Annotated in this window: 22 protein-coding genes and 2 riboswitches; of the genes, 14 read left to right on the forward strand and 8 right to left on the reverse strand. The window is 62.0% G+C overall.

Annotated features, from left to right (window positions below; all coding sequences use genetic code 11):
• Window positions 1-72 precede the first annotated feature (72 nt).
• A complete protein-coding gene (locus FJD34_RS01180) occupies window positions 73-2,364 on the forward strand; it encodes a fatty acid cis/trans isomerase (protein ID WP_090291178.1) in 2,292 nt (763 codons plus the stop codon).
• Between the two features lie 86 nt (window positions 2,365-2,450).
• On the forward strand, window positions 2,451-3,035 hold the full coding sequence (nfuA, locus tag FJD34_RS01185) for a Fe-S biogenesis protein NfuA (protein WP_003190728.1): 585 nt from the start codon (window positions 2,451-2,453) through the stop codon (window positions 3,033-3,035).
• Between the two features lie 207 nt (window positions 3,036-3,242).
• On the opposite strand, the gene cobM is transcribed toward nfuA, so the two are convergent.
• The 4 genes from cobM to FJD34_RS01205 form a co-directional block, all read right to left on the reverse strand.
• A complete protein-coding gene (gene cobM / locus FJD34_RS01190; RefSeq protein ID WP_090291177.1) occupies window positions 3,243-3,989 on the reverse strand; it encodes a precorrin-4 C(11)-methyltransferase in 747 nt (248 codons plus the stop codon).
• A 69-nt stretch (window positions 3,990-4,058) separates the two neighbouring features.
• Window positions 4,059-4,451: a cobalamin biosynthesis protein gene (locus FJD34_RS01195; protein WP_032861192.1), complete on the reverse strand. Its 393-nt coding sequence runs from the start codon at window positions 4,449-4,451 to the stop codon at window positions 4,059-4,061.
• Entirely contained in the window at window positions 4,448-5,149 is a 702-nt protein-coding gene (locus FJD34_RS01200; protein WP_090291176.1) for a CbtA family protein, read from the reverse strand. The genes FJD34_RS01195 and FJD34_RS01200 overlap by 4 nt, the downstream gene beginning before the upstream one ends.
• An 11-nt stretch (window positions 5,150-5,160) precedes the next feature.
• Window positions 5,161-5,349 (reverse strand): CbtB domain-containing protein, encoded by a 189-nt coding sequence (locus tag FJD34_RS01205; protein WP_032861188.1) that lies wholly within the window; start codon window positions 5,347-5,349, stop codon window positions 5,161-5,163.
• 96 nt (window positions 5,350-5,445) lie between these two features.
• A riboswitch (cobalamin riboswitch) is annotated at window positions 5,446-5,645 on the reverse strand.
• A gap of 95 nt (window positions 5,646-5,740) precedes the next feature.
• A riboswitch (cobalamin riboswitch) is annotated at window positions 5,741-5,942 on the forward strand.
• Between the two features lie 93 nt (window positions 5,943-6,035).
• On the opposite strand from FJD34_RS01205, the gene cobW reads away from it, so the two are divergent.
• From cobW to FJD34_RS01225, 4 genes are all read left to right on the forward strand, one after another.
• Window positions 6,036-7,097 carry a cobalamin biosynthesis protein CobW gene (gene cobW, locus FJD34_RS01210; protein ID WP_029291434.1) on the forward strand — a complete coding sequence of 354 codons (1,062 nt, stop codon included), beginning with the start codon at window positions 6,036-6,038 and terminating at the stop codon, window positions 7,095-7,097.
• Between the two features lie 3 nt (window positions 7,098-7,100).
• A complete protein-coding gene (gene cobN / locus FJD34_RS01215; RefSeq protein WP_090291175.1) occupies window positions 7,101-10,862 on the forward strand; it encodes a cobaltochelatase subunit CobN in 3,762 nt (1,253 codons plus the stop codon).
• A gap of 155 nt (window positions 10,863-11,017) precedes the next feature.
• Window positions 11,018-12,025 (forward strand): ATP-binding protein, encoded by a 1,008-nt coding sequence (locus FJD34_RS01220; RefSeq protein ID WP_032861186.1) that lies wholly within the window; start codon window positions 11,018-11,020, stop codon window positions 12,023-12,025.
• A 20-nt stretch (window positions 12,026-12,045) separates the two neighbouring features.
• Window positions 12,046-12,681 (forward strand): vWA domain-containing protein, encoded by a 636-nt coding sequence (locus FJD34_RS01225; protein ID WP_373290002.1) that lies wholly within the window; start codon window positions 12,046-12,048, stop codon window positions 12,679-12,681.
• A 31-nt stretch (window positions 12,682-12,712) separates the two neighbouring features.
• Here FJD34_RS01225 and FJD34_RS01230 read toward each other — a convergent pair whose 3' ends face one another.
• Window positions 12,713-13,660 carry a DUF1853 family protein gene (locus FJD34_RS01230; protein ID WP_090291174.1) on the reverse strand — a complete coding sequence of 316 codons (948 nt, stop codon included), beginning with the start codon at window positions 13,658-13,660 and terminating at the stop codon, window positions 12,713-12,715.
• A gap of 154 nt (window positions 13,661-13,814) precedes the next feature.
• On the opposite strand from FJD34_RS01230, the gene FJD34_RS01235 reads away from it, so the two are divergent.
• The 8 genes from FJD34_RS01235 (at window position 13,815) to FJD34_RS01270 (ending at window position 22,075) form a co-directional block, all read left to right on the forward strand.
• Window positions 13,815-14,705, forward strand: a complete 891-nt coding sequence (locus tag FJD34_RS01235; RefSeq protein ID WP_010210870.1) for an NAD(+) kinase — start codon at window positions 13,815-13,817, stop codon at window positions 14,703-14,705.
• Window positions 14,702-15,676 (forward strand): metallophosphoesterase, encoded by a 975-nt coding sequence (locus FJD34_RS01240; protein WP_162237648.1) that lies wholly within the window; start codon window positions 14,702-14,704, stop codon window positions 15,674-15,676. Before FJD34_RS01235 ends, FJD34_RS01240 begins: the two co-directional genes overlap by 4 nt.
• Window positions 15,673-16,542 carry a rhomboid family intramembrane serine protease gene (locus FJD34_RS01245; protein WP_090291173.1) on the forward strand — a complete coding sequence of 290 codons (870 nt, stop codon included), beginning with the start codon at window positions 15,673-15,675 and terminating at the stop codon, window positions 16,540-16,542. The genes FJD34_RS01240 and FJD34_RS01245 overlap by 4 nt, the downstream gene beginning before the upstream one ends.
• Before the next feature lie 28 nt (window positions 16,543-16,570).
• The gene (locus FJD34_RS01250; RefSeq protein WP_029291449.1) at window positions 16,571-16,831 is read left to right on the forward strand and encodes a YeaC family protein; all 261 of its coding nucleotides are present in this window, start codon (window positions 16,571-16,573) and stop codon (window positions 16,829-16,831) included.
• Entirely contained in the window at window positions 16,828-17,658 is an 831-nt protein-coding gene (locus FJD34_RS01255) for a DUF2797 domain-containing protein (RefSeq protein WP_032861181.1), read from the forward strand. The genes FJD34_RS01250 and FJD34_RS01255 overlap by 4 nt, the downstream gene beginning before the upstream one ends.
• A 13-nt stretch (window positions 17,659-17,671) precedes the next feature.
• On the forward strand, window positions 17,672-20,329 hold the full coding sequence (gene pepN, locus FJD34_RS01260) for an aminopeptidase N (RefSeq protein ID WP_032861179.1): 2,658 nt from the start codon (window positions 17,672-17,674) through the stop codon (window positions 20,327-20,329).
• Window positions 20,326-21,432 (forward strand): cell division protein ZapE, encoded by a 1,107-nt coding sequence (gene zapE / locus FJD34_RS01265; protein ID WP_090291172.1) that lies wholly within the window; start codon window positions 20,326-20,328, stop codon window positions 21,430-21,432. The genes pepN and zapE overlap by 4 nt, the downstream gene beginning before the upstream one ends.
• A gap of 151 nt (window positions 21,433-21,583) precedes the next feature.
• Window positions 21,584-22,075 (forward strand): GNAT family N-acetyltransferase, encoded by a 492-nt coding sequence (locus tag FJD34_RS01270; protein ID WP_032861175.1) that lies wholly within the window; start codon window positions 21,584-21,586, stop codon window positions 22,073-22,075.
• Window positions 22,076-22,196: 121 nt separating this feature from the next.
• Here FJD34_RS01270 and FJD34_RS01275 read toward each other — a convergent pair whose 3' ends face one another.
• The 3 genes from FJD34_RS01275 to FJD34_RS28005 all read right to left on the reverse strand — a co-directional run bounded on the left by FJD34_RS01275 (window position 22,197) and on the right by FJD34_RS28005 (window position 24,598).
• Window positions 22,197-22,418: a hypothetical protein gene (locus FJD34_RS01275; RefSeq protein ID WP_032861173.1), complete on the reverse strand. Its 222-nt coding sequence runs from the start codon at window positions 22,416-22,418 to the stop codon at window positions 22,197-22,199.
• A gap of 151 nt (window positions 22,419-22,569) precedes the next feature.
• Window positions 22,570-24,315: a phosphoethanolamine transferase CptA gene (locus FJD34_RS01280; protein ID WP_090291171.1), complete on the reverse strand. Its 1,746-nt coding sequence runs from the start codon at window positions 24,313-24,315 to the stop codon at window positions 22,570-22,572.
• A 133-nt stretch (window positions 24,316-24,448) separates the two neighbouring features.
• Entirely contained in the window at window positions 24,449-24,598 is a 150-nt protein-coding gene (locus FJD34_RS28005) for a DUF6026 family protein (protein WP_223232685.1), read from the reverse strand.
• Window positions 24,599-24,702: the final 104 nt, after the last annotated feature.

A 24,702-nucleotide genomic window follows, 5' to 3' on the forward strand; every position in this document is an offset into this window, starting at 1 on the left:
TGTTGATGGCGCGTCGACATCGGTAGAATTGCCGCAATTTTTCAGCGCATGCTTTGAATCGGGACCGGATACATGTCACTTCGCATCATCACCAGTGCCGCCTTGGCGTTGGTCGCCTGCATCGCACAGGCCAACGGACCCGCCCCGGCGATTTCCTATACCCGTGACATTCAGCCGATCTTCACCGAGAAATGCGTGGCTTGCCATGCCTGCTACGACTCCGCCTGCCAGCTCAACCTGGGCAGTGGCGAAGGTGCGGCACGTGGCGCGAGCAAAATCCCCGTGTACAACGGCGAGCGTAGCCAGGCTTCGCAGCCGACCCGACTGTTTTATGACGCCTTTGGCAAGACGGCCTGGCAGCGCCAGGGGTTTGGCTCGGTGCTGGACGCCCAGGGCACCCAGGCCGGGCTGATGGCGCGCATGTTGGAATTGGGCCATAAAACGCCGCTGGCGCCCAATGCCAAGCTGCCTGATGAGATCGTGTTGGGCCTGAACCGCGAGAACATGTGCCCGTTACCCGGTGAGTTCGAGGCCTACGCTGGCGCGCACCCCAAAGAAGGCATGCCGCTGGCCGTCACCGGCCTGACCGACCAGCAGTACCAGACCCTGCAACGCTGGCTGGCGTCCGGCGCGCCAATTGACGAGCAAGGCCTGGCGCCCAGCGCCCAGGAAGCCTTGCAGGTACAGCAATGGGAAAACCTGCTGAACCAGCCCGGCGCGCGGGAAAGCCTGGTGGCGCGCTGGCTGTACGAGCATCTGTTCCTGGCCCATATCTATTTTGAAGGCGGCGAGCCGGGGCATTATTTCCAGTGGGTACGCTCGCGTACGCCCAGTGGCCAGCCGATCGACCTGATCAACACCCGGCGTCCCAATGACGATCCGGGCACCCAGGTGTACTACCGCTTGTGGCCGGTACAAGGGGTGATCGTGCACAAGACCCACATCACCTATCCGTTCAGCGCGGCGAAGATGGCGCGGATCAAGTCGCTGTTCTACAGCGGCGACTGGCAAGCCGTGGCATTACCGGGCTATGGGCCTGGCCGCCGGGCCAACCCGTTCGAAACCTTCGAGGCAATCCCGGCCAAGGCGCGCTACCAGTTCATGCTGGATAACGCCGAATACTTCGTGCGCACCTTTATCCGTGGGCCGGTGTGCCGGGGGCAGATTGCCACGGACGTGATCCGCGACAACTTCTGGACCCTGTTCCAGGATCCGGACCACGACTTGTACATCACCGATGCCCGTTATCGCGGCCAGGCCACGCCGTTGCTGGCGATGCCGGGGCAGAACGATGACGTGGGCAGCGTGCTGGGCCTGTGGCTGGCCTACCGCGACAAACGCAATGAGTACGAGGCCCTGCGCCGCGACAACTACGCCGACTTGCCGGCGCCGGGCTGGTCGAGCCTGTGGGAGGGCAATGACAACGCGCTGCTGAGCATTTTCCGCCACTTCGACAGTGCCTCGGTGACCAAGGGCCTGATTGGCGAAGTGCCGCAGACTATGTGGCTATTCGACTACCCACTGCTGGAGCGCACCTATTACCAGTTGGCGGTCAATTTCGATGTGTTTGGCAATGTCTCGCACCAGGCCCAGACGCGCCTGTATTTCGACCTGATCCGCAATGGCGCCGAGCAGAACTTCCTGCGCCTGATGCCTGCGGACTCACGGGATGGTTTCCTTGATGACTGGTACCAGAACAGCGGCAAGGTCAAGCTGTGGCTGGACTATGAAGCCATCGACAACGACAGGCCCACGGGCCTGAAGCTGGATGCACAGGACCCGAAGCGTGACTTTGCCAACCAGTTGCTTGCCCGTTATGGCCATTTGAATGCCAGCCCGGATCCGATCAATCGCTGCATAAGCGCCTATTGCTCACGTCCCGGTATCGACCCGCAACTGCGCGACGCCGAACAGACCCTCAGTCGCCTGACCTCAAGGCCGGCGGCCGGGCTCAAGGTGATCGAGCAATTGCCCGAAGCCACCCTGCTGCGCATCCAGACCCGCAGCGGCAAACGCGAGGTCTACAGCCTGCTGCGCAACCGCGCCCACAGTAACGTGGCATTCATGTTGGGCGAGGCTTATCGCTATCAGCCGGGCCTGGATACCCTGACGATCTACCCAGGCGTGCTCAGCAGCTACCCCAACTTCATCTTCAACGTGCCGGCCGAGGATGTACCGGAGTTCGTCGAAGACATGGAGTTGGCCAGGGACGCCAAGCGTTTTGAGCGGATTGTCGAGCGCTGGGGCATCCGCCGCAGTCACCCGCAGTTCTGGGAGTACTTCCACGATTTGTCGCAGTACCTGCACGAAACCACGCCGGTGGAAGAGGGTGTGCTGGACATGAATCGCTACGAGAACCTGTAGATGCGGATTTGCCTGACAAAAATACTAGGACTTTGTACCGCGCAGGCGATTGGCGTAAACTGCCAGCAAGCCTGTGAGGAGTTCCCATGACTGCCATAACCATTACCGACGCCGCCCACGATTACCTGGCTGATCTGCTGTCCAAGCAGAACACCCCGGGTATCGGCATCCGCGTCTTCATTACCCAGCCTGGCACCCAGTACGCAGAGACGTGCATTGCCTACTGCAAGCCGGGGGAAGAAAAGCCTGAAGACACCGCCCTGGGGCTCAAGAGCTTCACCGCGTACATCGACGCCTTCAGCGAAGCCTTCCTTGACGATGCCGTGGTCGACTACGCCACTGACCGCATGGGTGGCCAATTGACCATCAAGGCCCCTAACGCCAAGGTGCCGAACGTCAATGCCGACAGCCCGGTCAATGAGCGCATCAACTATTACCTGCAAACCGAAATCAACCCGGGCCTGGCCAGCCATGGCGGCCAGGTCAGCCTGATCGACGTGGTGGATGACGGCATCGCCGTGCTCAAGTTCGGTGGTGGCTGCCAGGGCTGCGGCCAGGCTGACGTGACCTTGCGCGAAGGTATCGAGCGCACGTTGCTGGAGCGGATCCCCGAGCTCAAGGGTGTACGTGACGTGACCGACCACACGCAGAAAGAAAACGCCTACTACTAAGTAAGGTGTTCACTGCAGATAAAAACGGCGCCCCGTGAGCGCCGTTTTTTTATGCCAATAAATCATTGCCTTACACAACCTTTCTAACAAAGAAGATCAACTGTGGGGACGGGCTTGCTCGCGATAGCGGTGTACCAGTCAGTGCATCTATTACTGACAAACCGCCATCGCGAGCAAGCCCGCTCCCACATTTTGTCCTGCGTAGTATCAGGGCCGGTAGAGGTGGGCGTGACTTGCGCGATACAGCGAGGATTCGCTGAAGTGATCACTGGCCAACACCCGGCCCACCACGATCAGCGCCGTGCGCCTGAAACCCTTCTCCGCGACCTTTTCGACAATATCCGCCAAGGTGCCAAGGGCCCAATCCTGATCCGGCCACGTCGCGCGATGCACCACGGCAATCGGGCAATCCGCGCCATAGTGCGGCAGCAGTTCGGCGACGATTCTCTCCAGATGATTGACCCCCAGGTGCACCGCCATGGTCGTGCCATGGCTGGCCAGGCTGGCGAAGGCTTCACCGGCCGGCATCGTGGTTTTGTCCGCATAACGGGTCAGGATCACGCTTTGGGCGATATCCGGCAGGGTCAGTTCAGTTTCCAGCAGCGCGGCACAGGCTGCCACCGCCGTGACCCCGGGAATGATCTGGAAGGGGATCCCCAGCTCGCGCAAATGGCGGATTTGTTCGCCAATCGCCCCATACAGGCTCGGATCACCGGAATGTACCCGCGCCACGTCCTGGCCTTTTTCATGGGCGACCTTGATCAAGCCAATGATCTGCTCCAGGTTCAGTTCGGCGCTGTTGACCACCTGTTCGGCCCGATGCCCTTCGAGTACGGCAGCCGGCACCAGTGAGCCTGCGTAGATGATCACCGGGCAACTGCGGATCAGGCGCTGGCCCTTGACGGTGATCAGTTCCGGGTCGCCGGGACCAGCGCCGATGAAGAAAACAGTCATGGAAAAATCCTGTGCAAAAGCGGGCGAGCATGAGGACGGCTCATGATCGAGAGGGGCAATTATCGGACTTTAGCCGGCACAGGCCAATGCAAACGTGGCCCTGGCGGCTTTTTTGCGGGTGATCAGCAGTCGGGCAGGGGCGTTGGCGAGCTGTTCTGCCAATGCCAAAGCGGCACTTTCGGCGATGCCGTAGCACCCTGTATGGGCGAAAACCACAGCCGACCTGTGGCTCAATCGCCCTTCGTAAGGCAGCAGTTGTTGTGCATCAAAGCACTGCAATGGCAGATTCAAGGCGTTGGCCAGGGCGATCATGCCCGGTTCATCACGCTTGTGGGCAATACTTGCCAATGCGTTTATCTGGCCGGGGTCGATACCGGCCTCGGCCAGAGCGCTGTTGAACAGTTCCAGCAAGGCCTCAACCTCACAGCCACGCTGACAACCCAGGCCGACAGTCAGAATCATGCCGCGTATTGATCGTCACGATTGCGGCGAAACAACCAGGCGCTGATCAGCCCCAAAGCCAGCCAGAACGCGACGTTGGTCAGCTGCGAGGCGATCTTGAATTGGGCTTCCAATGCTTCGGGGGCGAGCATCGAGTGAACTTCCGGCTGTGGCGCACCCATGACATGGGGCACCGCCAGGATCGCCACGCCAAGGATTTTCAGCAGCCAGTTGCGGCCAAACACAATCAACGCAATGCCAGCGGCGGTAGACGCTGCCGTGCCGATCCACCAGATCTGCCGTTGCGCCAGGTCAGCCGCCGCAGTGCCCGGCAGCTCAGGCGGCAAACCGAGGGTGGGAGCCAGAACAAAGGTCGCATAGCCGGCCAGGCCCCAGAGCAAGCCCTGGGCGGTGCGCGTCGGGGCGCGCAGGGTGTACAAGCCGGCCAGCATCAGCGCAAAACCGACGGCGACCACCAGGTTGCCGCCGGTGGTGGACAGCACGCGTTGCCAGCCATCTTCAGGCTCCCACGCTTCGGCGTCGTGGCTATGGGCCGCAGCGCCTGCGGCATGCTCATGCACTTCGGTCGCAGCCGGGGCGTTTTCGAAGGTCTCGGCCTGCAGAATCAGCGGAGCCACCCAGAAACTCTGCAGCAGAGTCAGCAACAGGGCGGCCAGCAGGCCGGTGAACCCTGCGGTTTGCGCAATACGCTTGATCATGGCGGCAGGTCTCAATGGCACGGGAAGGCGGCGCTGTGGCGCGTATCGTGGGCGGCGTTGTGCACGGCCTCGATATGGGAGAACCCGGCGAAATACACCAGGCACGCACCGAGGATCGACGCGCCGATGGCGGCGGTCAGGCGTTGGCTCAAAGTGGCGCTGGTGCTGGCGGTATGTGAGGTGCTGCTGATGATCGACATGGCACGTCCCTTTCGAGTGGCAGGGTGACACGAGCGCATGAAAACCCCGCGAGCCGGGCGCGCAGGGTTCTGAACAGCGCCCGCCCACCGCGGGTTTGTTATCTGATTGTTCGGGCCGGTCTCCGGGCTTGCGAGGGGCTCTGGGCCTGAAAGCATCACCTTCCCATGCCGGGGCACAGTGGATCTGACGCTTCGCTCGCTTACCGTTGCGGGGGCAGCACCGGACTGTCATGCAGGCATGAGTCACCGGTTTCCCGTTTCACCCTGTGAAGGGCACCTGAAACAAGATGTGTAGGAGAGCATGGGCGCGGGACGGCCGTCAATCTGTACCTGTGGCGAGGAGGTCAGGCTTGAGCGACCGCTTTTCAATTGACCGGTCCTCATGCACTGCGTAGCCTTGCACGTTCGAGGTTCTTCGGCCCCGGTCGAAGCTAAGAAGGGAACGCGGTCCAAGCCGCGGCTGCCCCCGCAACTGTAAAGGGTTTATCTGACTGCTACGCCACTGCCTGAACCCGGCGGGAAGGCGCAGCCAGCGCCAGCCACCAGGCTGGCAAGCCCCAAGCCAGGAGACCTGCCTCGCAACCGATTTTCCATTTCAACCGGGCGGGGTGATCCGGTGACGAATCCAGCGCCTGCGCGCCGCCGCAGGGCCAGTCGTCCCGTATGCCCGCCCCAAAGGGCATCCGATGAAAACACTGGCCAAACTCCCCGTCACTATCGTCACCGGCTTTCTCGGCTCGGGCAAAACCACCTTGCTGCGCCATATGCTGGATAACGCCCAGGGCCGCCGCATTGCCGTGATCGTCAACGAGTTCGGTGAGCTGGGCATCGACGGCGAGATCCTCAAGCAGTGCTCCATCGGTTGCACGGAAGAAGAAGCCAACGGCCGTGTGTATGAGCTGGCTAACGGCTGCCTGTGCTGCACCGTGCAGGAAGAGTTCTTCCCGGTGATGCGTGAACTGGTCGCGCGCCGTGGCGACCTTGACCATATCCTGATCGAAACTTCCGGCCTGGCCCTGCCAAAACCGCTGGTCCAGGCCTTCCAATGGCCGGAAATCCGCAGCGCCTGCACCGTAGACGCCGTGATTACCGTGGTCGACAGCCCGGCCGTGGCCGCCGGCACCTTCGCTGCATTCCCGGATCAGGTCGACGCCCAGCGTAAACTGGATCCCAATCTGGACCACGAATCACCGCTGCACGAACTGTTTGCCGACCAACTGGCCAGCGCCGACCTGGTGATCCTCAACAAAACCGACCTGATCAGCGCCGAAGACCTGGCCCGGGTACGCCTGGAAGTCGCCGAAGAACTGCCGCCAGCGGTGAAGATCGTCGAAGCCAGCAGCGGCCGCCTGCCCCTGGACGTATTGATTGGCCTGGGCGCCGGTTCCGAGGAACATATCGATGGGCGCCACAGTCATCACGATCATCACCACGAAGGTGAAGACGATCACGATCACGATGCTTTTGACTCCATCTCCATCGACCTGCCACAGGCTGACGAAGCGCTGCTGCTCGATGCCTTGACCCAGTTGGTGGTGCAACACGGCATCCTGCGTGTCAAAGGTTTTGCGGCGATCCCGAACAAGCCGATGCGCCTGCTGATCCAGGGCGTGGGCACGCGTTTCGACAAGCACTTCGACCGCGCCTGGAGCGCCGACGAAGCACGCATCACGCGCCTGGTGCTGATCGGCCAGGATCTGGATGCCGCTGGCCTCGAAGCGCAACTGCGCGCTGCGCTCAGCGTTTAACCCATGCATCTGCTCAGGACCCAGCCCGGTGGTTTCATCAGCGATGACAACATCGCCGACCTTGGACAAACCCCCGCCGAGCTGGTGATCCTGTGCAGCGGTGATTCCAGCCTGGCGCTGCTGGCCGAAGCGGCGCAGCAACTGCCCGACGACTACCCGAGCCTGCGCCTGGCCAACCCGATGCAGGTGCAGAACCACGCCTCGGTGGACCTGTACGTCGACCAAGTGCTGCGCCACGCCAAGGTCATCCTGATTTCCCTGCACGGCGGCATCGGTTATTGGCGTTACGGTATCCAGCGCCTGGTGGAGCTGGCCGGGCAAGGCGTGCAGTTGATTCTGGTACCGGGGGACGACCGCCCCGATCCTGAACTCAGCAGCTTGAGTAGCGTCTGCGCCGCAGAACGCGACCGCCTGTGGCACTTTCTGCGCCAGGGCGGGCTGGGTAATGCGCTGGATTTCTATCGCTGCCTGGCCAGTAGCTACTTGGGCCGTGATTACCCGTGGGCCGAGCCGCAAACCCTGCCGCGCACGGCGATTTATCACCCGCACCAGGCCAATGCCCGCCTGAATCACTGGCAGGCAGACTGGAACGCCGAATGGCCGGTGGCGGCGGTGCTGTTCTACCGTTCGCACTTGCAGGCGGCCAATACTGGTTTTATTGATGTTTTCTGCCAGCGCTTGCAGGCGGCGGGTCTTAACCCGCTGCCGATGGCGGTGGCCAGTTTGAAAGAGCCCGGCTGCCTGGCGGTGGTCGAGGATCTGCTGGATGAGGTTCAGGCGGCGGTGATTCTCAACACCACCGGGTTTGCCCAATCCAGCCCCGAAGCCCCCCATTTGCGACCGTTTCGCCGCAATATCCCGGTGATCCAGGCGATCTGCGCCCAGGACAACCAACCCGGCTGGGAAGCCAGCGAACAGGGCCTGGGGCCCCGCGACCTGGCGATGCACATCGCCTTGCCGGAACTGGACGGGCGCATCATCAGCCGTCCGATCAGCTTCAAGGATCTGGCCTGGCGCAGCGAACGCAGTCAGTCGGACGTGGTGTGCTACCGCGCGGCGCCCGAGCGCATGGACTTCGTAGCCGAGCTGGCAGGGCGCTGGGTCGAGCTGGCACGGGTGCCAAATGCAGATAAACGTATCGCACTGATTCTCGCCAATTACCCGACCCGCGACGGGCGCATCGGCAACGGCGTGGGCCTGGACACACCGGCCGCCGCCTTGAATATCCTGCTTGCCCTGCAAGCCGAGGGCTATCCGCTGCCGCAAACGCTACCCGGCAGCGGCACCGCCCTGATCCACGAGCTGCTCGGCGGTGTGACCAACGACCTCGATAGCCTCGACCTGCGCCCTTGCCAGCAAAGCCTGGGCCTGGATGAATACGAGGCGATGTTCATGCGCCTGCCCCAAGCTAATCGCCAGGCCGTGCTGGAACGCTGGGGCACACCACACAACGACCCGATGTGTCGCGACGGGCGCATGATGATCGCCGGCCTGCGCCTGGGCCTGACCTTTGTCGGCATCCAGCCGGCCCGGGGTTACCAGGTGGATGCCAGCGCGGTCTACCACGACCCGGATCTGGTACCGCCCCACGCTTACCTGGCGTTCTATTTTTGGCTGCGCCACACCTATGGCGCCCATGGCGTGATCCACGTCGGCAAGCATGGCAACCTGGAGTGGTTGCCGGGCAAAGGCGTCGGGCTGTCCGAGAACTGCTGGCCGGATGCGCTACTGGGCCCGTTGCCCAATATCTATCCGTTTATCGTCAACGATCCGGGCGAGGGCGCCCAGGCCAAGCGCCGTACCCAGGCGGTGATCATCGACCACCTGATGCCGCCGCTGACCCGCGCCGAAACCTACGGCCCGCTGCGCAACCTGGAGTTGTTGGCGGACGAGTATTACGAAGCGCAGTTGCTCGACCCACGCCGCGCCCTGGAACTGCAGAAGGACATCCTCAAGCTGGTGCGCGAAACCCGCATCGATCAAGAACTTGAGCTGGACAATGATGCCGATGCTGCCGTCTGGCTGCCGCGCCTGGACACCTACCTGTGCGATTTGAAGGAATCGCAGATCCGCGATGGCCTGCATATCTTTGGCGAGTCGCCAGAGGGCCGCTTGCGTATCGACACCTTGCTGGCCCTGCTGCGTATCCCGCGTGGCGACGGGCGCGGTCCGCAATCGAGCCTGCTGCGGGTGTTGGCCAAGGCCTTCGAGCTGGGTTTTGACCCGCTGGACTGTGCCCTGGCAGAACCCTGGACCGGGCGACGCCCCGAGGTGTTGCAGAAGATCGACGGACAGTTGTGGCGCACCGCTGGCGATACCCGTGAACGCCTGGAGCTGTATGCGGCGCGGTTGATCGAACAAGCACTGGAAGGACCGCTCGAACAGCTTGAGGAGCCCGGTTGGGAGGAAGTGAAATCGGTGATCGAAAGCCTGCGCATCGTCGTCGCGCCGCGCCTGGATGCCTGCGGCCCGGCGGAAATGCGCGGTTTGCTGGATGCCCTGGGCGGTCGTTTCGTGCCGGCCGGGCCCAGCGGTGCGCCGAGCCGTGGGCGCCTCGATGTACTGCCGACCGGGCGTAACTTCTTCACCGTGGATGTGCGCAATCTGCCGACCACCACCGCCTGGCGTATCGGCTTCCAGTCCGCACACCTGATGCTTGAGCGCCACCTGCAGGACCACGGCGACCATTTGCGCCAACTCGGGCTTTCCGTGTGGGGTACCGCGACCATGCGCACCGGCGGCGACGATATCGCCCAGGCCATGGCGTTGATGGGCGTGCGTCCGGTGTGGGCCACAGGTAGCCAGCGCGTCGATGACTTTGAAATCCTGCCAATCAGCCTGCTGGACCGCCCAAGGGTTGATGTCACGCTGCGGGTGTCCGGTTTCTTTCGCGATGCCTTCGCCAACCTGATCCGCCTGTTCGATGCTGCGGTGCAGGCGGTTGCGGCGCTGGATGAGCCGGACGACATGAACCCACTGGCGGCCAAGGTGCGCAGTGAGCGCAAGGCGTTGATTGCGTCTGGCCTGGACGAAGACGCGGCGACCCGGCAGGCGGGCTGGCGCATTTTTGGCGCCAAGCCCGGCGCATATGGCGCGGGCGTGCAGGGCGCCATTGACGGTCGTTTATGGCAAAGTCGCGAAGACTTGGCCGAGGTCTACCTCAATTGGGGCGGCTACGCCTATGGTGGTTCTGATGAAGGCACCGCCGCCCGCGAACAATTCGTCCGGCGCTTGAGCCAGGTGCAGGCGGTGCTGCAGAACCAGGACAACCGTGAGCACGATCTGCTCGACTCCAATGACTACTATCAATTCCAGGGTGGCATGCTCGCCGCCGTGGAGACCCTGAGCGGCGAAAAGGCCGCCAGCTACCATGGCGATCATAGCCAGCCGGACCTGCCGAAAATCCGCACACTGAAGGAAGAGCTGAACCGGGTGATCCGTTCCCGCGCCGCCAATCCCAAGTGGATCGAAGGGGTCAAGCGCCACGGCTATAAAGGCGCGTTCGAGATGGCGGCGACGGTGGACAATCTGTTCGCCTTTGACGCTACCACCGCGCTGATCGACGATCATCAATATGCATTGCTGGCCGATGCCTACCTGCTCGACCCCGACACTCGGGCGTTTGTGCAGCAGCACAATCCCGATGCCCTGCGTGACATGACCGAGCGCATGCTGGAAGCCCAGCAGCGCGGGATGTGGCAGGAACCGGGGGCGTACCGCGAGGCATTGGAAAACCTGTTGCTGGATATAGAAGAAGACACCTGATGCTTACCAGAGCGCACGCCTCACGGTAGGAGCGAGCTTGCTCGCGAAAAACGCAAGGGCAACGCGCTCATCCAGAATGCTCGCGTCAACCTTGACTATTTTCGCGAGCAAGCTCGCTCCTACAGGGGCGCTACAGAATTCATCGAGATATCAGTATGACTGACACCCCGCATTTCCCACTGTCCGCCGTGGTCGGCGCCGACGAGCTGAAGCTGGCGCTGTGCCTGACCGCCATCGACCCGAAGATCGGCGGTGTGTTGATCGAAGGCCCGCGCGGCATGGCCAAGTCCACCCTGGCCCGTGGCCTGGCAGACCTGCTGGCCAGCGGGCAGTTTGTCACCTTGCCTTTGGGCGCCACTGAAGAGCGCCTGGTGGGCACCCTCGACCTGGATGCAGCACTTGGCGAAGGCCGGGCGCAGTTTTCCCCCGGTGTATTGGCCAAGGCCGACGGCGGCGTGCTGTATGTCGATGAAGTCAACTTGCTGCCCGACCACTTGGTGGACCTGTTGCTCGACGTCGCCGCCAGCGGCACCAACCTGATCGAGCGCGACGGTATCTCCCACCGGCATGCGGCGCGCTTCGTGCTGATCGGCACCATGAACCCGGAAGAGGGTGAATTGCGCCCGCAACTGCTGGATCGCTTTGGTTTCAATGTGGCGTTGAGCGGGCAGACGTTGCCGGCCGAGCGTGGGCAGATCATCCGTCGGCGCCTGGATTTCGACAGCGATGCCCAGGGTTTCTGTGCGCAGTGGGCTGGACAACAGGCCGCGTTGCGCGAGCGTTGTACCCAGGCTCGCGCGCGACTGGACAGCATCGCCCTGGATGATCAGGCCCTGGCACAGATTACCGAGCGCTGCTTTGCGGCCGGTGTCGATGGCCTGCGCGCCGACCTGGTGTGGCTGCGCGGGGCGCGGGCGCATGCGGCCTGGCGTGGGGCCCCGGCGATCAGTGAGGAAGATATAGAAGCGGTAGCCGAGTTTGCCTTGCGTCATCGGCGCCAGGAGCAAGTATCGCCCGCAAGCCCGCCCGACAGCGCTCAGGCGCCCAAGCCCTCTGAGTCCCCTGAGTCTTCTGTTGGCCAGGGCCAGTGGGGCGAAATGCCTGCGCCTGCGCAAGCCATGGGCGCCCGGCGTGAAGTGCCGGCCTGGCCAAAAAAGCCCTAGGCATTCGCCCCCGGCCTGACGTGGGGGCGGATGCCCGGCCCAAGGCGGGTCGACTGGACAAGGGCAGGCAGGGGCGGGCACGCAATGGCGCCGAGGGCTCGGTCAACTGGCCGGCGACCTTGCTCGGCGGGCGGCCGCAACGTCGGGCAGACCTGGTGTATCGACTGCGCAGTCGTTCGCCCCATGAACTGTGGTTGGTGATCGTCGATGCGTCGGCGTCTACCCGTCGCCATCAAGCCTTGAGTGACGCCAAAGGCGTGCTTGCCCAGGTGTTTGACGATGCTTATCGCCAGCGCGCGCGATTGGCGTTGTTGACGGTGAGCGGGCAAGTGCCGAGCTGGCAGGTACAAGGCTTGAAGGCTGCCAAAGGTTTGGGCCGCTGGTTGCAAGCGTTGGGCGCCGGTGGTGGTACGCCGCTGCTGGCGGCATTGACCGAGGCCGGGCACTGGCTCAAGGCCCGCCGTCAGCGCTACCCGGCCGAGCAGCAACGGTTGCTGGTGATGACCGATGGCCGGCTCAAGGATATCGGTCCATTACCGCTGCTGGATTGTCCGGGGTTGTTGGTGGATATCGAACGTGGGCCGATCCGGCTGGGGCGGGCTCGGGAGCTGGCTGCCGGGTTGCAGGTCGATTATCGGCATATTGATAGTCTGTAGCGATGAGGCCCGCAAACCCACCCCACAAATATCAACCCGCCCCCGGCACATTCGGCCAAAGATCCGCCACCAGAAACAGCCGCTCCGCTTCCTCCCAGTCCCCGCCGTTCGGAATCATCCGCACCAACAACTGTGCCGGCGCCATCGGGTCAAGGTCGGCCAGCCAGCGCTGCATCTGTTCTTCACTCCAGATTTTCCCGGCAGGGTAATGCGCCGGTGCAAGCCAGGCATGGCGGGGCAGCGGCTGCCAGCGGCCCGCTGGACTGTTGCGGATAAAGTCCAGCCAGTCACGCTGATGCAACCAGCGCCCCCGCAAGTGCTGGGGGTGGGCGCCAAGGGGCGGCCCAGCCTCGCCGGGCCAGGGGTACAGCAAGTAGCCTCCCAGCCACAGATGGGCATCGAACTGTTGGATATCCAGCGCCGCCAGTACCTCGCGACTTTCCGCCCTGGCCGAGATGGGCAGTTGATGGTCAGTCAGATGCGCCAGTTTGCGATCCAGTCGGTCATGGCAGCCAGGGCCCAGCCACTGTGCCGTGTCCTGGCCGCTGCCGTCCTGGGGGCCGAGGTAGAGTTTGATCGCCAGTTCCAGGTGATGCACGCCGTCGCGGTCGCGCAGCAGCATGTCCAGCTCGCCCAGGGTATGCCCGGCCTGGCGGATCGGCAGGTTGGCCGCCAGCAATTGCACGCCTGGGGCATGTTGCACCGCAAACTGCCAAAGGCGCTCGTAATACAGGCCCAGGCGCCGGGTACGGGCCAGGCTCAGCCAATGCAGCAGGGCGCTGCTGTCCTGGTCCAGTTGCTTGAGCCATTGCTCCAGTGCCGCGGGTTGCTGTACCCAGTCGCTGCCGGCCAGGGGATGACGCTGGGGCCAGGGTGTCTGTTCCAGCATCGGCGGGGCGAGGATCACCCACGCCAGGTCCCGCACCTCGGGATGACGTAATTGACGGGGCAGGTACTGCAAGTCTGGGAACGGATTCATGGTCCGAGCATAGCTGTTTCCTACTTCCGGCGTGATCGTGCCGGGTGTTGAGAACCGTTGTCGTCTGGGCCCTGGGGCGACAAAGGATTTTGTCTAACGCGGCCTTTCGCCCATAATCGTTCTTTTTGCCAGACCCAAACCCCGCAGGAGCCCCATGGAGCAATTTCGCAATATCGGCATCATCGGTCGCCTGGGCAGTACCCAGGTTCTGGACACCGTCCGCCGGCTGAAAAAGTTTCTGCTTGAGCGCCACCTGCATGTGATCCTCGAAGACACCATCGCCGAGATTCTGCCAGGCCACGGCCTGCAGACCTCGTCGCGCAAAATGCTCGGTGAAGTCTGTGACATGGTGATCGTGGTCGGCGGCGACGGCAGCCTGCTCGGCGCAGCCCGGGCCCTGGCGCGGCATAACGTGCCGGTGCTGGGGATCAACCGGGGCAGCCTGGGGTTCCTCACCGATATCCGCCCCGACGACCTGGAAGTCGAAGTGGCCAAGGTGCTGGACGGTCATTACCTGGTGGAAAACCGCTTCCTGCTGCAAGCCGAAGTGCGTCGCCACGGCGAAGCCATCGGCCAGGGTGATGCCCTCAATGACGTGGTGCTGCACCCTGGCAAATCGACGCGGATGATCGAGTTCGAGTTGTACATCGACGGCCAGTTCGTCTGCAGTCAGAAAGCCGACGGCCTGATCGTCGCCACGCCCACCGGTTCCACGGCCTACGCGCTGTCGGCGGGCGGGCCGATCATGCATCCCAAGCTCGATGCCATTGTGATCGTGCCGATGTACCCCCATATGTTGTCGAGCCGGCCGATTGTGGTCGATGGCAACAGTGAGCTGAAAATCGTGGTTTCCAAAGACATGCAGATCTACCCGCAAGTCTCCTGTGACGGGCAGAACCACTTCACCTGCGCCCCCGGTGACACCATCACCGTGAGCAAAAAGGCGCAGAAGTTGCGGTTGATCCACCCGCTGGATCACAACTACTACGAAGTGTGCCGCACCAAGCTGGGCTGGGGCAGCCGCTTGGGGGGTGGAGGCGACTGATGCTCGATCCCGCGCGTAGCTACGACCTGATTGGTGACGTGCACGGTTGCGCTCATACCCTTGAGCACCTGCTCGACCAGATGGGTTACCACAAGCAGGGCGGCACCTGGCGCCATCCTTCACGCATGGCGGTGTTCCTCGGCGATATCATCGACCGTGGCCCGCGCATTCGCGAGGCGCTGCATATCGTCCATGACATGGCCGAAGCCGGCCAGGCGCTGTGCATCATGGGCAACCATGAATTCAACGCCCTGGGCTGGAGCACATTGGCGCCGCCTGGCAGTGGCAAGCAGTACGTACGTGAACATTCGCCACGCCACGCGCGGCTGATCCACGAGACTTTGACCCAGTTCGAACACCATCCGGCTGACTGGCACGACTTCCTCGGCTGGTTCTACGACATGCCGTTGTTTGTCGACGCCGGGCGTTTCCGGGTGGTACACGCCTGCTGGGATTCGGGGCTGATCGAACCGCTGCGCGGGCAATTCCCGGACGGCTGTATCGACGAGCACTTCCTGCAGGCCGCAGCGGTACCTGGCAGTTTTGCCTGCAACGCCTTCGACCGCCTGTTGCGCGGCACCGACATGCGCCTGCCGGACGGCCTGACGCTGACCGGCGGCGACGGGCTGACCCGCTCGTTCTTTCGCACCAAATTCTGGGAAGACGATCCGAAAACCTACGGCGATATCGTGTTCCAGCCCGATGCCTTGCCCGACCCTGTGGCGCGTACGCCTTTGTCGTCGAGTGAGAAAAATTCCTTGCTGCGCTATGGCGTCGATGAACCGCTGTTGTTCGTCGGCCACTACTGGCGCAGTGGCAAACCGGCGCCGATTCGCTCGAACCTGGCCTGCCTGGACTACAGCGCAGTGCTGTACGGCAAGCTGGTAGCGTACCGACTGGACCAGGAAACCCGCCTCGATCCGAACAAGTTTGTCTGGGTCGATGTCGAGCGCCCCGAGGTGATTTCATGAGTAGCGTGGCGGTTTTACGTTTGCCGCTGAATGTGGACCTGGGCGGCTTCGTCAAGCTGTTGCAGCGCATGCAGGTGCCCCATCGCGTCAGCGAAGAGGCCGGCGAGCAAGTGCTGTGGGTGCCGGACGCGATCAGCGAGGACGTGCGCAGCCTGTATCAACGCTTTCCTGCCGGCGACCCGGACCAGCAGCTGGATATTCCCCAGGAACAGATGGCCAAGCGTCCCGGTTTTCTCCAGCAATTGCGCCACAGCCCACTGACGGCCGGTGTATTGCTGCTGAGCCTGATCGTCGCTGCGCTGACCCTGCTTGGCGATAACCTGCAAACCATGAGCTGGCTGACTTTCCTGAATTTCCACGTGGCCGGTGAATACCTGTACTTCACCCCCCTGGCCGACAGCCTGGCGGCGGGGCAGTGGTGGCGGTTGGTGACGCCGATGCTGATCCACTTCGGCATCCTGCACCTAGCCATGAACGGCATGTGGTACTGGGAACTGGGGCGGCGCATCGAGTCGCGCCAGGGCAGTATCAACCTGCTGGGCCTGACCCTGCTGTTCAGCCTGGTGTCCAACTACGCGCAATACACTTTTGGCGGGCCTGGCCTGTTCGGTGGTTTGTCTGGCGTGCTGTACGGCCTGCTGGGCCATTGCTGGATCTACCAGATGCTCGCGCCCAACCCGGCGTATCGCCTGCCGCGTGGCGTGCTGGTGATGATGCTGGTGTGGTTGTTGCTTTGCCTGTCGGGGCTGGTCTCGATGATCGGTTTCGGCGAAATCGCCAATGCGGCCCATGTCGGCGGCTTGCTGGTCGGATGCCTGACGGGCTTGCTGGGCGGCTTGTACAGCCGTCACAGGCAGGCCCAGTAAACCTTCTAATTTGTTAAGGAAGAGTCTTATGTCCTCTTTTGCTGAAATGATCGAAAACATCACCCCGGATATCTACCAGAGCCTCAAGCTCGCCGTGGAAATCGGCAAATGGTCCGATGGCCGTAAGCTCACCGCCGAACAGCGCGAGCTGTCCCTGCAGGCGATGATCGCCTGGGAGCTGCAAAACCTGCCGGAAGACCAGCGCACCGGCTATATGGGCCCGCAGGAATGCCAATCGAAGTCGACCCCGGTGGAAAACATCCTGTTCAAGTCGGATGCCATCCATTGATTGAGATTGGCCGTGGTGCAGTCAGCAAGATGTCGGCGCAACTGGGTTCGCCGACCGTTCAATACGCTTTTCGCCTGGGCGATACCGAGGTGCCGGTCAACCCGTTGATCGGCACGCATGTGCGCCTGGAATACCTCGGTGCGATCCACTGCACCCATTGCGGACGAAAGACCAAGACCAGCTTCAGCCAGGGCTATTGCTACCCGTGCATGACCAAGCTGGCCCAGTGCGACCTGTGCATCATGAGCCCCGAGCGCTGCCATTTTGATGCCGGCACTTGCCGCGACCCGGCCTGGGGCGAAAAATTCTGCATGACCGACCATGTGGTGTACCTGGCGAATTCGTCGGGGATCAAGGTCGGCATCACCCGCGCCACCCAGTTGCCCACGCGCTGGCTGGACCAGGGTGCAAGCCAGGCGCTGCCGATCATGCGCGTGGCCACACGCCAGCAATCGGGCTTCGTCGAGGACGTGTTGCGCAGCCAAGTGGCCGACAAGACCAACTGGCGCGCGTTGCTCAAGGGCGACGCGGCGGCGGTGGACCTCAAGCAGGTACGCGACGAGCTGTTCGTCTCCTGCGCCGATGGCCTGCTGCAATTGCAGGAACGCTTTGGCCTGCAGGCCATCCAACCGGTAACCGATATCGAACCCCTCGAAATCCGCTACCCGGTGGAGCAATATCCGGCCAAGATCGTCAGCTTCAACCTGGACAAGAACCCGATTGCCGAAGGCACGCTGCTGGGGATCAAGGGCCAATACCTGATCTTCGATACCGGCGTTATCAATATTCGTAAATACACGGCTTACCAGCTCGCCGTGCATCAGTAGAAGGATTTCACGCATGCGCACCGAACAACCGAAGATGATTCACCTGAAGGACTATCAGGCGCCCGAGTACCTGATCGACGAGACCCACCTGACCTTCGAGTTGTTCGAGGACCACAGCCTGGTCCACGCGCAGCTGGTGATGCGCCGCAATCCCGAGCGCGGCGCCGGCTTGCCGCCACTGGTACTGGACGGCCAGCAACTGGAGCTGTTGAGCGTGACCCTGGGCGACCGGGAACTGAGCGTCGACGACTACCAGTTGACTGACAGCCACCTGACCTTGCACCCGGCCAGCGACACCTTTACGGTCGATACCAGCGTACGCATCCACCCGCAAACCAACACCGCCCTGGAAGGCCTGTACAAATCCAGCGGCATGTTCTGCACCCAATGCGAGGCCGAGGGCTTTCGCAAGATCACTTATTACCTGGATCGCCCGGACGTGATGAGCACGTTCACCACCACCGTGATCGCCGAGCAGCACAGCTATCCGGTGCTGCTGTCCAACGGCAACCCGATTGCCAGCGGCCCCGGCGAAGACGGCCGGCACTGGGCGACCTGGGAAGACCCTTTCAAGAAACCGGCCTACCTGTTCGCCCTGGTGGCCGGCGACCTGTGGTGCGTCGAAGACACCTTCACCACCATGAGCCAGCGCACCGTCGCGTTGCGCATCTATGTCGAGCCGGAAAACATCGACAAGTGCCAGCACGCCATGAACAGCCTGAAGAAGTCCATGCGCTGGGATGAAGAGGTCTACGGTCGCGAATACGACCTGGATATCTTCATGATCGTGGCCGTGAACGACTTCAACATGGGCGCCATGGAAAACAAGGGCCTGAATATCTTCAACTCCAGCGCGGTGCTGGCCCGCGCCGAGACGGCGACCGACGCCGCGCATCAGCGGGTCGAAGCGATCGTCGCCCACGAGTATTTCCACAACTGGTCGGGCAACCGCGTGACCTGCCGCGACTGGTTCCAACTGTCGCTCAAGGAAGGCTTCACGGTATTCCGGGATTCGCATTTCTCCGCCGACATGAACTCGGCCACCGTCAAGCGGATCCAGGATGTGGCTTACCTGCGTACCCACCAGTTCGCCGAAGACGCAGGACCGATGGCTCACGCCGTGCGCCCTGACAGCTTTATCGAGATTTCCAACTTCTACACCCTGACCGTGTACGAAAAGGGCTCGGAAGTAGTGGGCATGATCCATACCTTGCTCGGCGCCGAAGGTTTCCGCAAAGGCAGTGACCTGTACTTTGAGCGCCACGACGGCCAGGCCGTGACCTGCGATGACTTCATCAAGGCCATGGAAGACGCCAATGGCACCGACCTGACCCAGTTCAAGCGCTGGTACAGCCAGGCCGGTACGCCACGTCTGGCGGTGAGCGAGTCCTACGATGCCGCAGCCAAGACCTACAGCCTGACCTTCCGCCAGAGCTGCCCGCAAACCCCGGATAACGTGGAAAAGCTGCCGTTCGTGATTCCCGTGGCCCTGGGCCTGCTGGGCGCCAACGGTGCTGACCTGCCGTTGCGCCTGGCCGGTGAAGCGGCTGCGCAGGGTACGTCGCGGGTGGTGTCGGTGACTGAGGCCGAGCAGACGTTTACCTTCGTTGATATCGCTGAGCAGCCGTTGCCGTCGCTGCTGCGTGGCTTCTCGGCACCGGTGAAGCTGAGCTTCCCCTACAGCCGCGACCAACTGATGTTCCTGATGCAGCACGACAGCGACGGTTTCAATCGCTGGGATGCCGGCCAGCAACTGGCGGTGCAGGTGTTGCAGGAACTGATCGGCCAACACCAGCAGGGCAAGCCCCTGGTCCTGGACCCGCGCCTGATCAGCGCGCTGCGCAGCGTGTTGAGCGACGACAGCCTGGACCAGGCCATGGTCGCGGAAATGCTTTCGTTGCCGGGCGAAGCCTACCTGACCGAAATCAGCGAAGTGGCCGACGTCGAAGCCATCCATACCGCCCGCGAGTTTGCGCGCAAGCAGTTGGCCGACAACCTGTTCGAAGGCCTGTGGCTGCGTTATCAGGCCAATCGCGACCTGTCGCGCAAGACGCCTTACGTGGCAACGGCCGAACACTTTGCACGCCGCGCCTTGCAGAATATTGCGCTGTCCTACGTGATGCTCAGTGGCAAGCCTGAAGTGCTGGCCGCGACCCTGGAGCAGTTCGACGCCTGTGACAACATGACCGAACGCCTGACGGCCCTGGCGGTGCTGGTCAATTCGCCGTTCGACGCCGAGAAGGCCAAGGCCCTGCAAGTGTTTGCCGAGAACTTCAAGGACAACCCGCTGGTCATGGACCAATGGTTCAGCGTCCAGGCCGGCAGTGCGTTGCCAGGCGGCCTTGCGCGGGTCAAAACGCTGATGCAACACCCGGCGTTCACCCTCAAGAACCCGAACAAGGTACGTGCTCTGGTCGGTGCATTCGCCGGGCAGAACCTGATCAACTTCCACGCCGCCGATGGCTCGGGCTATCGCTTCCTGGCTGATCTGGTGATCGAGCTCAATGCCTTCAACCCGCAGATTGCCTCGCGGCAGTTGGCGCCGCTGACTCGCTGGCGCAAATACGATAGCGCCCGCCAGGCGCTGATGAAGGCCGAGCTTGAGCGCATCCGGGGTTCGGGCGAGTTGTCCAGCGATGTGTTCGAGGTGGTCAGCAAAAGCCTCGCATGACGTTTGACTCACCCCTGGCCGCCTACCAGCAGGCCCTGGCCAATGGTTTTGTGGCTGACGATGCGCAACGCCAGGCGGTCGAGGCGTTGCAGGCATGCCATGCGGCGCTGCACCAAAGCGCCGAAACACCGGTCACCGGGGTTTACCTCTGGGGGCCGGTGGGGCGTGGCAAGACCTGGCTGATGGATCAGTTCTATCAGAGCCTGCGGGTGCCTGCGCGGCGCCAGCACTTTCATCACTTCATGGGCTGGGTGCACCAGCGCTCGTTCCAGTTGACCGGCACCCCCGATCCTTTGCAGGCCCTGGCCCGTGAGTTGGCCGGGGACGTGCGGGTGTTGTGTTTTGACGAACTGTTCGTCAATGACATCGGTGACGCGATCATTCTGGGGCGCCTGTTCCAGGTGATGTTCGACGAAGGGGTGGTGATAGTCTGCACCTCCAACCAACCGCCGGAGCAGTTGTACACCGGCGGTTTCAACCGTGAGCGCTTCCTGCCGGCCATTGAGGCGATCAAGGCCCATATGCAGGTGGTGCCGGTCGCCGGGAGTGAAGATCACCGCTTGCATCCGGGAACCGCTGAGCAGCGCTACTGGGTGGATGAGCCTCAGGCACTGGCACAGGTCTTTGCGCGCTTGAGCGAGGGGCAAGCCTGCAGCGCTGCGTCGGTTGTCGTGGGTTCGCGCAGTATTGCCACGGTGCAGTCGTGCGAGACGGTGCTGTGGTGCCGTTACGCTGACTTGTGCGAGCAACCCCTGGCGGCCATGGATTTCATGCAGCTGTGTGATCGCTACAGCGCCATATTACTCGGCGAAGTCCCCAGCTTGAGTGCACAGCAGCGTCCCGGACGTATCGCCCGCGGCACCGAAGACGGTGCCCAGCGTGTGGATGCGGGGGATCGTGAGTTACCGCAACTGTCTGTGCACGACGACAGCGTGCGGCGCTTTATCGCCCTGGTCGATGAGTGTTACGACCGTAAAGTACCGTTGTATATCGAGGCCAAGGTGCCCTTGGTGTCGCTTTATACCGAGGGTTACCTGGAGTTTGCGTTCCGCCGGACCCTCAGTCGCTTGCAAGAAATGCAGCTGCAGCGCTTTGGTAGATAATGGCCTTGAGCCATCTTCTGTCGATTGAAAGCGCGATCGCACTTTCCTGCACCAACCTGTCATTAATCTCCTTCATCTATGGCCTACAGCCCGCTTACAATCGAGGTTTTGCGGGGAGGTGATCCCTGCCTATCTGCTATCGAGGAAGGAAATGGAAGCCGCAGAAATACTGGTGCTGCAAGCCAGCTACAGCAACCCCGTACAGGCCGAGGCCATCGGCCTGTTGCTCAATCACTACGCACAAGACCCCATGGGCGGGGGCAAGGCCTTGTCCGCCGATCTGTTGGCGCAACTGCCGGCTGAGTTGGCCAAGCGTCCCCATGCATTCAGCGTGCTGGCCTTTGTCGGCGGTGAGCCGGCCGGGCTGGTGAATTGCTTCGAAGGTTTCTCGACCTTCGCCTGTCGTCCGCTGGTCAACGTGCATGATGTGGTGGTCATGGAGCAATTTCGTGGCTTGGGCCTGAGCCAGAAAATGCTGCAAAAGGTCGAGGAAATCGCCCGTCAGCGCGGTTGCTGCAAGATCACCCTGGAGGTGCTGGAAGGTAATCCAGTGGCACAGGCGTCATACCGCAAGTTTGGTTTTGATGATTCGGTATTCGACCCGGCCCATGGCCGCATGTTGTTCTGGAGCAAGGCGCTCTAATCAATGCTGATGGTTTTCACGCGAAGCATGGGAATCATCGGGCAAAAAAAAGCGCCCGATACAGGGCGCCAAGTTGACCTTCACCATCGGAGCACAATGGTGCCGGGTAGTACTCAGTGCATCAGCTCTTGGGTTGCTCGGTGTCCCGCGCCTGTTCGGCGGATCCGGATTTAGCACCCTTGGTATCGGCGGCCGCAGTTTGCTCGGTGCTGCTGCGGGTCTGCTCCTGGATAAAGCTGAAGTTGTTGAAATGCTCCTTCACGCGATCCGAGCCGCCTTCGGCGAAGGCGGCAACGGAGGTCAGGCCCAGCAGGCCGGCGAGCATCAAGGCTGAAAGTTTCATCGCATGTATTCCCATTAAAAGTGATCGGTATCTGCACCGTCCCTGATCAGATTTATGGGAATAGTCTGTAGGAAACTTATTAAGTGGGAATTAACGTCAAGAACATCCAAAGTTAACGGGACGGTTAGCTTTGGATGGCGTGCGGAGGGGGTTACTTCTGCACCACATTCCTTGGGGCGGTGCTGGCCTTGGGCTTGATCAGGCTGAAGTCGATCAAGGCCTTCTGCGGACGCTGGTAGGGATCGCCAATCAACAACGGCCGTGGCTTGAAGCTATCGCTGACCAGGCTGCGACTGCGGTCCAATTCGTCGAAGCTCAGGCCCGCCAGGTCGGCCCAGGTGTGAATCAACTGCGAGCTACTGTAGGGCCGTTGCACGTCGCCTTGCATATTCCAGTCGTGGGTGGCGCGCCACTTTGGCGACGCCCAGGTCATGAAGGGAATGGTGTACATCGGCGCCGTCGGCTTGCCTTCGTTGCGGCCCAGGGTGTCGTGGCCTGCCGAGTCGAACACATCCTCGCCGTGGTCGGACAGGTACAGCAAGAACCCATTGGGGTCGGTCTTGGCGTAGTCCTTGATCAGGCTCGACACCACGAAATCGTTGTAGCGCACCGCGTTGTCATAGCTGTTGTAGGTCGGCAGTTGATCATCGTTCACACCGTCCGGGACGCTCTGACGGTCGGTAAAGGTGTCGAAGCTCGGCGGGTAGCGGTACTGATAACTCATGTGGGTGCCCAACAGGTGCACCACGATCAGCTTGCGCTCGGCCTTGTCGGCGAGGGCCTTGGAGAACGGCTCCAGCACATCGCCATCGTACTGGCGGGCGTTCTGGTTGCGGTTGTTATTGAGGTACACCTGCTCGTCGGCCTGTTCGGAGAACGTGGTGAGCATGGTATTGCGCTTGGTCATCGTCTGCTGGTTGGTGATCCAGAAGGTCTTGTATCCAGCCTGTTTCATCATGCTGACGATGGACGGGGTCTTGAGGTACAGGTCCGGGTGCTCTTCGTCGGCAAAGGTCAGCACCTGTTGCAGCGCCTCGATGGTGTAGGGGCGCGGGGTGATGACGTTGTCGAAGACGTCCAGTTGGTCGCGCAGCTTGTCCAGCTCCGGGGTGGTCTTGCGTGGGTAGCCGTAGAGGCTCATGCGCTGGCGGTTGGTGGACTCACCGATTACCAGGACCAGGGTCGACGGCTGGCCGGCCATGCTGTCCTTGAAGTTGCTCAGGGGTGGGATCTTGCTGGCGTTGTCGAGCATGCCCTGCATGTTATTCAGTTGCTGGGTGTAGCGACGATAGGCGACGATCATCTGCCACGGTACAGCCGGTTCGACACGGGTTTCGAAACCATCGATGGCCCGCTCCAGGGTGTCGTTGGTGGCGATCTGCTTGACCAGCGGATAACCAACAATCGCCAGCACAATCGCGGTCGCCGCGATCATTGCCCGGCCCCTGGGCAGATAGACCGGGCGCACGCGGGTCCACAGGAAAATGGCCAGGGCGGTGTGGGCAATGAAGGCCAGCACGATCCACCAGGCAAAATATTGGGTGGCGTACTCGCCGGCTTCAGAGATGTTCGACTCGAACATGATGAAGATGACGCTCTGGGAAAATTCCTGCTGGTAAATAAAGAAATAGCCCAGGCTGGCCATGGAACAGGCCCACAACACCACGCCGATCAACGCGGCCAGCAGCCGGGTGCGATGTGGGAAGAGAAGCATGGGCGCCAACCACAATGCGCTCATGAAGAACGCCTGGCGGAAACCACTGAAACCGGAAGTGCCGGTCAGCTGGATCAGCAGTTGGGTAATGCCTGAGAAATACCAGAAAAACAGGAACATCCAGCCAAGGCCGGCCCAATCAAACCCTTTTGCAGACTTCGTGCTGCGTTTGAACATCGCCATGCAGCGCTCCAACCCAATAATTACCACCGCCCATGCGTGAGGCGGCGTTCTGGCGGGGGATTATCGGGAAGGGCGGGTGAAAACTTTGTGAGTTGGATCCGAGGTGGCAATTCTTGCCGGCTCCTGCAAAGGGTCAGCAGGTGATGGCTTGATTCGTGAGCTGGGCCTGCAACTGCGCACGCAGACGTAGCACTTCCTGCTGCAACTGTTCACGTTCGTCTTTCAACTGGCGCAGTTCGTCGCGGCGCACGGTCACGTAAAGGGTCTGTGGCGGGCGTGTCATCTGTGCAGTGCGCATTGCTTACCTCGCAAATAGCCGGTGTATTGCGGTGCCAGAGCGCGTGATTGAAGGCGCATGGCAGGAGTCAGGGGCGATTCTGATTTCTT

It is taken from the genome of Pseudomonas brenneri (assembly GCF_007858285.1).
GTDB classification, from domain to species: Bacteria; Pseudomonadota; Gammaproteobacteria; order Pseudomonadales; family Pseudomonadaceae; genus Aquipseudomonas; species Aquipseudomonas brenneri.

What these genes read in the sequence shown, in the direction of transcription:
- FJD34_RS01200 (WP_090291176.1), bottom strand. Translation starts at nt 5,149, where the DNA reads ATGATCAAGCGTATTGCGCAAACCGCAGGGTTCACCGGCCTGCTGGCC.
- pepN (WP_032861179.1), top strand. Translation starts at nt 17,672, where the DNA reads ATGCGCACCGAACAACCGAAGATGATTCACCTGAAGGACTATCAGGCG.
- cobN (WP_090291175.1), top strand. Translation starts at nt 7,101, where the DNA reads ATGCATCTGCTCAGGACCCAGCCCGGTGGTTTCATCAGCGATGACAAC.
- FJD34_RS01230 (WP_090291174.1), bottom strand. Translation starts at nt 13,660, where the DNA reads ATGAATCCGTTCCCAGACTTGCAGTACCTGCCCCGTCAATTACGTCAT.
- zapE (WP_090291172.1), top strand. Translation starts at nt 20,326, where the DNA reads ATGACGTTTGACTCACCCCTGGCCGCCTACCAGCAGGCCCTGGCCAAT.
- nfuA (WP_003190728.1), top strand. Translation starts at nt 2,451, where the DNA reads ATGACTGCCATAACCATTACCGACGCCGCCCACGATTACCTGGCTGAT.
- FJD34_RS01195 (WP_032861192.1), bottom strand. Translation starts at nt 4,451, where the DNA reads ATGATTCTGACTGTCGGCCTGGGTTGTCAGCGTGGCTGTGAGGTTGAG.
- FJD34_RS01250 (WP_029291449.1), top strand. Translation starts at nt 16,571, where the DNA reads ATGTCCTCTTTTGCTGAAATGATCGAAAACATCACCCCGGATATCTAC.
- FJD34_RS28005 (WP_223232685.1), bottom strand. Translation starts at nt 24,598, where the DNA reads ATGACACGCCCGCCACAGACCCTTTACGTGACCGTGCGCCGCGACGAA.
- cobW (WP_029291434.1), top strand. Translation starts at nt 6,036, where the DNA reads ATGAAAACACTGGCCAAACTCCCCGTCACTATCGTCACCGGCTTTCTC.
- FJD34_RS01180 (WP_090291178.1), top strand. Translation starts at nt 73, where the DNA reads ATGTCACTTCGCATCATCACCAGTGCCGCCTTGGCGTTGGTCGCCTGC.
- FJD34_RS01205 (WP_032861188.1), bottom strand. Translation starts at nt 5,349, where the DNA reads ATGTCGATCATCAGCAGCACCTCACATACCGCCAGCACCAGCGCCACT.
- FJD34_RS01270 (WP_032861175.1), top strand. Translation starts at nt 21,584, where the DNA reads ATGGAAGCCGCAGAAATACTGGTGCTGCAAGCCAGCTACAGCAACCCC.
- FJD34_RS01235 (WP_010210870.1), top strand. Translation starts at nt 13,815, where the DNA reads ATGGAGCAATTTCGCAATATCGGCATCATCGGTCGCCTGGGCAGTACC.
- FJD34_RS01220 (WP_032861186.1), top strand. Translation starts at nt 11,018, where the DNA reads ATGACTGACACCCCGCATTTCCCACTGTCCGCCGTGGTCGGCGCCGAC.
- cobM (WP_090291177.1), bottom strand. Translation starts at nt 3,989, where the DNA reads ATGACTGTTTTCTTCATCGGCGCTGGTCCCGGCGACCCGGAACTGATC.
- FJD34_RS01245 (WP_090291173.1), top strand. Translation starts at nt 15,673, where the DNA reads ATGAGTAGCGTGGCGGTTTTACGTTTGCCGCTGAATGTGGACCTGGGC.
- FJD34_RS01275 (WP_032861173.1), bottom strand. Translation starts at nt 22,418, where the DNA reads ATGAAACTTTCAGCCTTGATGCTCGCCGGCCTGCTGGGCCTGACCTCC.
- FJD34_RS01280 (WP_090291171.1), bottom strand. Translation starts at nt 24,315, where the DNA reads ATGGCGATGTTCAAACGCAGCACGAAGTCTGCAAAAGGGTTTGATTGG.